General features: G+C 75.2%; 7 protein-coding genes and 1 pseudogene. 6 read left to right on the top strand and 2 right to left on the bottom strand.

Features of this window, described 5'->3' with window-relative positions; all coding sequences use genetic code 11:
* Positions 1-122: 122 nt before the first annotated feature.
* Complete coding sequence (locus QSK00_RS30235) at positions 123-902, bottom strand: carotenoid biosynthesis protein (protein WP_285597246.1); 780 nt, start codon at positions 900-902, stop codon at positions 123-125.
* Positions 903-983: 81 nt separating this feature from the next.
* Between QSK00_RS30235 and QSK00_RS30230 the strand changes: the two genes are divergently transcribed.
* Positions 984-2,105 (top strand): glycosyltransferase family 2 protein, encoded by a 1,122-nt coding sequence (locus tag QSK00_RS30230; RefSeq protein WP_285597244.1) that lies wholly within the window; start codon positions 984-986, stop codon positions 2,103-2,105.
* Positions 2,102-3,754 carry a phytoene desaturase family protein gene (locus tag QSK00_RS30225; RefSeq protein WP_285597239.1) on the top strand — a complete coding sequence of 551 codons (1,653 nt, stop codon included), beginning with the start codon at positions 2,102-2,104 and terminating at the stop codon, positions 3,752-3,754. The genes QSK00_RS30230 and QSK00_RS30225 overlap by 4 nt, the downstream gene beginning before the upstream one ends.
* Positions 3,755-3,758: 4 nt before the next feature.
* Here QSK00_RS30225 and QSK00_RS30480 read toward each other — a convergent pair.
* Positions 3,759-4,070 (bottom strand): annotated as a pseudogene (locus QSK00_RS30480) (CDP-alcohol phosphatidyltransferase family protein); the annotation flags it as partial.
* Positions 4,071-4,259: 189 nt separating this feature from the next.
* Here QSK00_RS30480 and QSK00_RS30215 point away from each other — a divergent pair.
* Genes QSK00_RS30215 through QSK00_RS30200 form a run of 4 tightly spaced genes read left to right on the top strand, consistent with a single transcriptional unit; the run spans position 4,260 to position 8,463 of the window.
* Positions 4,260-5,132 carry a YihY/virulence factor BrkB family protein gene (locus tag QSK00_RS30215; protein WP_285597237.1) on the top strand — a complete coding sequence of 291 codons (873 nt, stop codon included), beginning with the start codon at positions 4,260-4,262 and terminating at the stop codon, positions 5,130-5,132.
* A complete protein-coding gene (locus tag QSK00_RS30210; RefSeq protein ID WP_285597235.1) occupies positions 5,129-6,097 on the top strand; it encodes an NADPH:quinone reductase in 969 nt (322 codons plus the stop codon). The genes QSK00_RS30215 and QSK00_RS30210 overlap by 4 nt, the downstream gene beginning before the upstream one ends.
* Before the next feature lie 48 nt (positions 6,098-6,145).
* Entirely contained in the window at positions 6,146-6,676 is a 531-nt protein-coding gene (locus QSK00_RS30205) for a hypothetical protein (RefSeq protein WP_285597233.1), read from the top strand.
* A 59-nt stretch (positions 6,677-6,735) separates the two neighbouring features.
* The gene (locus QSK00_RS30200; RefSeq protein WP_285597230.1) at positions 6,736-8,463 is read left to right on the top strand and encodes a GMC family oxidoreductase; all 1,728 of its coding nucleotides are present in this window, start codon (positions 6,736-6,738) and stop codon (positions 8,461-8,463) included.
* Positions 8,464-8,646: the final 183 nt, after the last annotated feature.

The following is an 8,646-nucleotide window of genomic DNA, read 5'->3' as shown; positions in this document are numbered from 1 at the left end:
GGACCTCCCGGTGGTGATGGGTGCCGTCAGACAGCTCCACAGCACTCCCGAGAGGTCCTCCCCTCAAGATCATTCAGACCGTGTCGTCACACCGGTTCAACCAACGTGTCCGGTCAGTACAGCTAGCGCAGCGCCCGTTCGCGGCGCCAGGTGGTCACCGCGAACGGGATCGCGACGGCGCCCATGCCGATCCCGCCCACGAGCGCCGACCCGGGGAGCCCGAAGAACGCCAGGTGGGCGAGCACCGACGAGGCGTAGACCCACAGGTACAGCGCGGTCGCGGGCCCCGTGCCACGGCCGGGTCCGAGCGCGCGGTGCAGCCCGCCGACCACCAGCACCGCCACGAGCACCCAGCCCGCGTAGTTCGTCAGCGGGACACCGGGGACGAAGGGCAGCGCGGGCACGGGCGAGGACCAGGTCCAGTGCCCGGCCCCGACCATCTGCGGGTCGAGGAACAGGTCCCAGGCGGCCAGGGCGAGCGCCCCGAGCACGACGACCCCGGGTCCGCGCCCGGCCAGGACCCGCCCGACGACGAGCGCCGGCCAGGCCATCATCGCCCACGCCAGCGGGACGACCACCGGCACGCCGAGCAGCTCCGGGCCGAGGGTTCCGGTGTAGGCGTAGCTGCCGAACGGGAAGCCGGTCGCGAGCCCGATGGCCTCGGCGACGAGCCCGCCGCCGCCGGCGATCCCCACGAGGAGCAGACCCCCACGCACCCCGTGAACGCGCACCACGTCGACCAGCGACGCCAGGAAGAACACCACCACGCTGGTGACCGTCACGCCCGTGAGCCAGGCCGTCGGCACCAGCGGGTAGACGATCTGCACCAGCACGGCGATCCCGACGAGCACCCAGGCCGGCAGCGCCGTCGTCGCCGCCGCCGGGCGCGCGGTCGTCACCATCTCCCGAACCTCCCCCATCGCGATCCACGTCGGATCGTGGACCGCTCTGCGGCGTCGATCGGGCGTGCCTACGGTGCCGGGGTGCCCGCCGCAGGTCCGTTCTCACCCGTGCGCCTGCTCGTGACCTCCGGCTCCGTCCTCGCCGTCGTCGGGACCCTCCACCAGCTGGTCAACCACCGTCGCCTGCGCCGCCCGCCCCCGGTACCACCGCCGACCGAGGTGCCCGTCTCGGTCCTCGTCCCCGCCCGCGACGAGGCCCCCCGGATCGGCCCGACCGTCGCCTCGCTGCTCGCGCAGCGCGGGGTGGGCGACCTCGAGGTCCTCGTGCTCGACGACGGGTCCACCGACGGCACCGCGGCGGTCGTCGCCACGACGGCGGCCGGCGACCCCCGGCTGCGCCTCCTCACCGGCACCCCGCCCCCGCCCGGGCGGCTCGGCAAGCCGCACTCCTGCGCCCAGCTCGCGGCCGCGGCCGGCGGCGAGGTGCTCGTCTTCGTGGACGCCGACGTCGTCCTCGCCCCCGACGCCGTCACCGCGGCGGTCGCGATGCTGCGCGCCCCCGACCCCCTCGCCCTGCTCTCGCCGTGGCCCCGCCAGGCCGTGACCGGTCCGCTCGCGCGGCTCGTGCAGCCGCTGCTGGCCTGGTCGTGGCTCACGACGCTCCCGCTGCGGGCCGCCGAGCGGAGCGCGCGGCCCTCGATGGCCGTGGCGAACGGGCAGTTCCTCGTCGTGGAGGCGGCCGCGCTGGCCCGCGCCGGGGGGTGGTCGGCCGTGGGCGGAGCGGTGCTCGACGACATCGCGCTCGCCCGGGCGATCCGCCGCTCCGGGGGCCGGACGGGGGTCGGCGACGGGTCCACGCTCGCGACCTGCCGGATGTACGACACCGGCCGTGACCTGCACGCGGGCTACCGCAAGTCGCTCTGGGCGGCGTTCGGCTCGCCGGTCGGGGCCGTCGCGGTCGCGGCCGCGCTGCTCGTCGTCTACGTGCTGCCGCCCGCCGCGGCGCTGCGCGGGTCGCGGATCGGTGCGCTCGGCTACGCGGCCGGGGTCGCGGGCCGGGTGCTCGCCGCCCGCTTCACCGCCACGACCCGGTGGGACGCCGTGGCCCACCCGGTCTCGGTGCTGACCACCCTCGGGCTCCTGGTCTCGTCCTGGATCGGTCGGGTGCGCGGCACCCTCGCGTGGAAGGGTCGGCGGGTATGAGCCGCGTGGTCGTGATCGGCGCGGGGCTCGGCGGCCTCGCGACGGCGGCCCGGCTCGCCGCGGCGGGGCACGAGGTGACGGTGCACGAACGGTCCGACGCCGTCGGCGGCAAGCTCGGCGTCGTCGAACGCGACGGCTTCACCTTCGACACCGGGCCGTCGCTGCTCACCCTGCCCGGCCTGCTCGACGACCTGTTCACGACGACGGGTGGCCCGGCCGGGCTGCCCGTCGAGGCCGTCGACCCGGCCTGCGACTACACCTTCGCCGACGGCACCCGCCTGACGCTGCCGCACGACCCGGCGGCGGTCCCCGCCGCCTTCGACGCCACCCTGGGCGCGGGCGCCGGGGCCGCCTGGTCCCGGCTGCACGCCCGGTCGCGGCACCTGTGGGACCTCGTCGGCGAGGAGGTGCTCCGGCGGCCGCTGACGCTGCCCGCGCTGCTGCGGATGAGCCTGCGTCCCGGCGGACTACGGGCCGTCGCACCGTGGCGCACCGTGCGCGGGCTCGCCCGCCGGGTGCTGCCCGACCCGCGGATGCGCACCTGGTTGGAGCGCTACGCCACCTACTCCGGCTCCGACCCGCGGCGCACGCCGGCCGTGCTGTCGGTGACCTCGTTCGTCGAGCAGGAGTTCGGCGCCTGGTACGTGCCCGGGGGCCTGCGACGCATCGTGGAGACGGTGCACGAGCGGTGCCGGGCACTGGGTGTGCCCGTGCACCTGTCGTCGCCGGTGCAGGAGGTGCTCGTCGAGTCCGGACGCGTGGTCGGGGTGCGGGTGGACGGCCGGGAGGAGCGCGCCGACGCAGTGGTGTGCAACGCCGACGCCGCGGTCCTGCACGAACGCCTGCTGCCCCGCACGGCGGCGCCGCGGGCCCGGCGACGGCTCCGACGGATCGCGCCGTCGACCGCCGGGTTCGTGCTCCTGCTCGGGCTCTCCGGCCGGTCCGGGGCCGCGGCGCACCGGGTGTTCTTCCCTGCCGACTACGCCGCCGAGTTCGACGCGGTGTTCGGCCGACGGCCCCACCCGATCGAGGACCCCACCGTCTACGTGCACGCCCCCGACGACCCCGCGCTGCGCCCCGACGACGACAGCGAGGGCTGGTTCGTGCTGGTCAACGCCCCGGTGCACGACCCGCAGCGGGGCATGGACTGGGACGCGCCGGGCCTGCGCGAGGCGTACGCGGAGCGGGTGCTCGACGTCCTCGCCGCCCACGGGGTGGACGTGCGGCCCCGGCTGCGGTTCGTCGAGGTGCTCACCCCCGCCGACCTGGAGCGCCGGACCGGCTCACCCGGCGGGGCGATCTACGGCACCGCCTCGCACGGTCCGCGGGCGGCCCTGCGACGCCCCGCCAACGCCGGTCCGCTGCCCGGCCTCTACCTGGTCGGCGGTTCGGCCCACCCAGGCGGCGGCATCCCGCTCGTGCTGATGTCGGCCGAGATCGTCGCGGGGCTCATCGGTCCGGCCGGTCGGCCGCGTCCGGCGGGAACCGCGCCGGGATCGAGCGCCACGTCCCGACCGCGAGCTGCACCAGACCGACGAGGGCCAGCACGGCCCACGTCGTCAGGAACGTCGTCCCCCAGCTCCAGCCCGGCCCCGGCACCCCCGTCGGCAGGACCGCGGCCCCCAGCGTCGGGAGCGCGACCACGATGATGCGCGTCGGCCGCTCGGCCACCGTCACCGCGCCGGCCCCCGGCATACCCACCGCCTGGGCGCGGGCCCGCGCGTACTCGTGCAGCAACGTCACCGCCGCCACCGCCACCGCGCCCGCCGCGGGGGCGCCGAGCACGACGAGCACCGCGACCAGCAGCAGGTCGCCCAGCCGGTCGCAGACGGCGTCGACGACGGCGCCCAGCGGGCGGGCACGACCGGCGGCGAGCGCCACCGCGCCGTCCAGGCCGTCGAGCACCCCGCCCAGCACCACCAGCACCGCGGCGAGCGCGACCCACGGCGCACCCGCCGTCGACACGAGCAGGGCACCCGCGAGCGCCAGCACCCCGGCGAGCGAGAGCACGTCCGGCGGGACCCGCCGGACCGGGCGCACGCACGCCCGGACCAACCGCAGCCAGCCACGCACCACGGGCGACGGCGACAGGCCCCCGTGGCGCGCCGACCAGCCGGCGTCCGGATCCGCTCCCACCCGGCCAGCGTGCCACCGGTGGCCACGGTGACCACGCGACGGGAACGCGTCACCGGCCTCGCGCGGGAGGTCGGCCGGACCTTCCCGGTCAGCGACGTCGCCCTGTGGGCCGCGGGCGCCACCTACTTCGGCGTGATCGGGCTCGTGCCGCTCGCCCTGGTCTCGCTGTGGGCGATCGGCCTGCTCGTCGGAGGCGACGTGCTCACGGGCGCGATGGAGGCGGCGATCGGCGGCCTGCCGCAGGGGCACGGGACCCCGGAGGCGCTGCGCACGCTGACCGCCACCGCGCTGGACATGCCGTGGTGGCGGGCGCTCATCGTGCTGTTCCCGGCGAGCCTCTACGGCGAGGGCCTGCGGCGGGCGTTCCGGCAGTTCGCGGACGTCCCCGACCGGCTGACCGGCTGGCGGGGCCGGGCCGGGCTGCTCGGGGTCGCGGCCGTCGCGCCGTTCCTGGTGATCGTCGTCCTCGCGGTCGCGCCCGTGGTCGGGCCGCTCTACGCGGCGGGCGGGTGGTCGCTCGTGCTCGGCGTCGTCATCGCCTTCCACGTGGTGTTCCTGACCGTGTCGCTCGCCCTCGTCGCGCTCTTCCGGTTCGTCGCGCCGGGGCACCTCGGCACGAGGGCGATCCTCATCGGCGCCTTCGCGACGGGCTCGGTGCTGGCGGGGTTCCTGCAGGGGTTCGTGGTGTTCCTGGCCATCCCGATCGAGTGGTCGGCGCCCTTCGGCGGGCTCCCCATCGTGGGTGCGGTGTCGGCCCTGGCGCTCTGGCTGTTCCTGCTGCACATCCTCGTGCTGTGCGGGTTCCGCGCGACCGTCGTGCTGGACCAGGTCCTGCAGGAGCGCAGGTCCGCGTCTGACGCGTCGCCGGGCGGGGAAACCGCACTCTCATGAAGGCAGCCGTCTACCGCAAGACCGGGTCCGCCGCCGACGTCCTCGCCGTCGAGGACCTCGACACCCCCGAGCCGGGTCCGGGTCAGGTCCGCGTCCGCATCACCCGGTCCGCCATCAACCCCACCGACTGGAAGACCCGCGCCGGCCTCACGGGCGGTGAGCCGGACGGGTTCCAGGTGCCGCACCAGGACGGCGCCGGCGTGATCGACGCGGTGGGCGAGGGCGTCGAGGGCCGCGAGGTCGGGCAGCGGGTCTGGCTCCACCTGGCGGCGTTCAGGAACCGCTACGGGACCGCCGCCGAGTTCAGCGTGGTGCCGGCCGAGCGGGCCGTACCGCTGCCCGACGAGGCCTCCGACGAGCTCGGGGCCTGCCTCGGCGTCCCGGCCGTGACCGCCGCCCACTGCCTCGGGGGCGACCCGTCGGCCCTCGCCGGGAGGACCGTGCTCGTGGCCGGCGGGGCCGGGGCGGTCGGGCACTTCGCGATCGGGCTGGCCAAGTACGCGGGCGCCCGCGTGGTCTCCACCGTCAGCTCCGAGTCGAAGGGCGAGCGTGCCCGCGCGGCCGGGGCGGACCTCGTCGTGAACTACCGGGAGGACGGGGCGGCCGAGAAGATCCGGGACTTCGCCGCGCGCGTCGACCGGATCGTCGAGGTCGCCCTGGGCGCGAACCTCGAGCTCGACCTCGCCGTCAGCGACAACACGACCATCGCGGTCTACGCCAACGAGCCGTCCGACCCGACCGTCCCGGTGCGCCGGCTCATGGTCTCGAACACGGCGATCCAGTTCGTGCTCCTCTACAACATCACCGCCGCCGATCTGGCCGCCGACGTGGCCTGGGTGCGGGGTGCCGTGGCCGCCGGCGCCCTCACACCGCTCGAGGAGACGAGCTTCCCGCTCGACGACGTCGTCGCAGCTCAGGAGGCGGTGGAGAACGGCGCGGTCGGGAAGGTCATGCTTATCCCCTGACCCGGGTGGCGGACGCCTCCCGGGAGTCGACCACCCGGGAGGCCGTCCGTGGCCAGCCGTTCCGCCCGCTTCGAGGTGCTTCCAGACGTGATGCTCGCGTGGACGCCGTCGGAGAACCCCGACGACGAGGCCGCGTGGATGTCCTCGCCCGCCGAGCGCTTCGACTCCGACGGGGACCGTGCCGGGACCCGCACGTCGTGGAAGCTCGCCGTGTCGCACTCGCGCGAGAAGCGGGTCGGACCCGGCACCGTGGGCTGGGTCCACGAGTGGACCGGCCGCGGCCGGATCGCCGCCGTCGTCGTCTTCGACTCGAACCCGTACTCGCGGACCGGCGCCGACAACGAGGCCGAGTGGTACGCCGACGGCATCCTCGGCGTCATCCCCGAGGAGCACCGGGTGACGGCCGAGACGATCATGGCCCACCCCGACTGGAAGCCGAGCGCGCCGTACATGGGCGCCAAGGGCCGCCAGTTCAAGGACGGCGCGCCGGTCGTCCCCGGCAACGCCGTGATCCTGCGCGAGCTCGTCGACGACGAGACGGCGCGCTGGCTCGGTCTCGACCGGAGCATGGCGCACTAGGGGGAACACCTCGTACGGGTGACCTTCCGTCACACCTACTCGCGAGTTAACGTGCGACGGTGCGCGACCACCACCACGACGTCCTGGTCATCGGCTCCGGGTTCGGCGGCAGCGTCTCCGCGCTGCGCCTGACCGAGAAGGGCTACCGGGTCGGGGTGCTCGAGGCGGGACGGCGTTTCAGCCCGGAGACGCTGCCCTCGACCTCCTGGGACGTGCGCAACTTCCTCTGGGCGCCCGCGCTCGGCTGCTACGGCATCCAGCGGATCCACGTCCTGCGCGACGTCGTGGTCCTCGCCGGGGCCGGGGTGGGCGGCGGGTCGCTGAACTACGCGAACACGCTCTACCAGCCGTCGTCCGAGGCGTTCTACCGCGACCCGCAGTGGGACTCGATCACCGACTGGCGCGACGAGCTCGACCCGTTCTACGCGCAGGCGCAGCGGATGCTCGGCGTCGTCACGCAGCCGACCGTGACGCCGTCCGACGAGGTGATGCGCCAGGTCGCCCGCGAGTGGGGCCGGGAGGACACCGTCACCCCGACGCAGGTCGGCGTGTACTTCGGCGAGGGTCCGGGCGTCACCGTGCCCGACCCGTTCTTCGGCGGCGCCGGTCCCGACCGCACCGGCTGCATCGAGTGCGGCGAGTGCATGACGGGCTGCCGCCACGGCGCGAAGAACACCCTCGACCAGAACTACCTCGGCCTCGCCGAGCGGGCCGGGGCGCTCGTGTACCCGGAGACGACCGTGCTCTCGGTGCGGCCGCTCGCGTCCGGGTGGGAGGTCGTGACCCGGCCGACCCGCGGGGGCCGACGCCGCCGGACGGTCTGGACGGCCGACCAGGTCATCTTCTCCGCCGGCACCTGGGGCACGCAGTCGCTGCTGCACCGCCTGCGCGACACCGGCGTGCTGCCGAGCATCTCCGCCCGGCTCGGGCACCTGACCCGGACGAACTCCGAGGCGCTGGTCGGGGCGATGTCCCGGCGCGCACCGCAACGGGGCGGCCCACGGGACTTCACGCAGGGCGTCGCGATCACCTCGTCGTGGCACCCGGACCCCGACACCCACATCGAGCCCTGCCGCTACGGCTACGGCTCGAACGCGATGGGCCTGCTCACGACGCTCATGACCGACGGCGACGGCCGGGTCCCGCGCCTGGTCAAGATGCTCGGGCAGGGCCTGCGGCACCCCCGGACGCTGCTGCGCTCGTTCGACAAGCGCCGCTGGTCGGAACGCACGGTCATCGCGCTCGTCATGCAGTCGCTGGACAACTCGATCACGGTGAAGCGGAAGTTCGGACGGCTGGTCTCGCGCCAGGGCCACGGCACCCCGAACCCCACCTGGATCCCGGCCGCGAACGCCACCACCCGCCGGATGGCCGAGCTCATCGACGGCGACGCCGGCGGCACCTGGGGCGAGGCCGTGAACATGCCGATGACGGCGCACTTCATCGGCGGGTGCGCGATCGGGTCGTCGCCGGAGTCCGGCGTGATCGACGCCTACCAGCGGCTCTACGGGTACGAGGGGCTGCACGTCGTGGACGGCTCGGCCCTGTCGGCCAACCTCGGCGTCAACCCCTCGCTGACGATCACGGCCCAGGCCGAGCGCGCGATGGCGTTCTGGCCGAACAAGGGCGAGAGCGACCCGCGGCCGCGGCTAGGCGCGCCCTACGAGCGGCTCGAGCCGGTGGCACCGGTCAACCCGGTCGTCCCGGCCGGCGCCCCGGGCGCCCTGCGCACCGTGACGCTGCCCGTCCCCCCGGTGCCGCCGCGGACCCCGGTCGCGGGTTCCTGACGGCGGGTCCCGGCGCTCGCCTCCCGCGGCGAGATGCACACCAGGCGGGTTCCGGGGCCGGCGGATTCAAGGAGCGGACGCAACATCCTCGAGTTGAGGGTGGGTGTCGGTGTGGGTGGTGTCGCTGTTCCGCGGTGGGTGCGTCGGGAGTTCTGGCGGGCTCGCCGTGACGGTGTGGATCAC

Origin of the sequence: Actinomycetospora sp. NBRC 106378 (genome assembly GCF_030269685.1) — a bacterium.
Taxonomy (GTDB): domain Bacteria; phylum Actinomycetota; class Actinomycetes; order Mycobacteriales; family Pseudonocardiaceae; genus Actinomycetospora.
This window is presented reverse-complemented; position numbering and strand designations above follow the sequence as displayed.

Bases quoted from the DNA above. Each gene is read 5' to 3' on its own strand.
- QSK00_RS30210 (WP_285597235.1), top strand. From the start codon at position 5,129: ATGAAGGCAGCCGTCTACCGCAAGACCGGGTCCGCCGCCGACGTCCTC.
- QSK00_RS30225 (WP_285597239.1), top strand. From the start codon at position 2,102: ATGAGCCGCGTGGTCGTGATCGGCGCGGGGCTCGGCGGCCTCGCGACG.
- QSK00_RS30235 (WP_285597246.1), bottom strand. From the start codon at position 902: ATGGTGACGACCGCGCGCCCGGCGGCGGCGACGACGGCGCTGCCGGCC.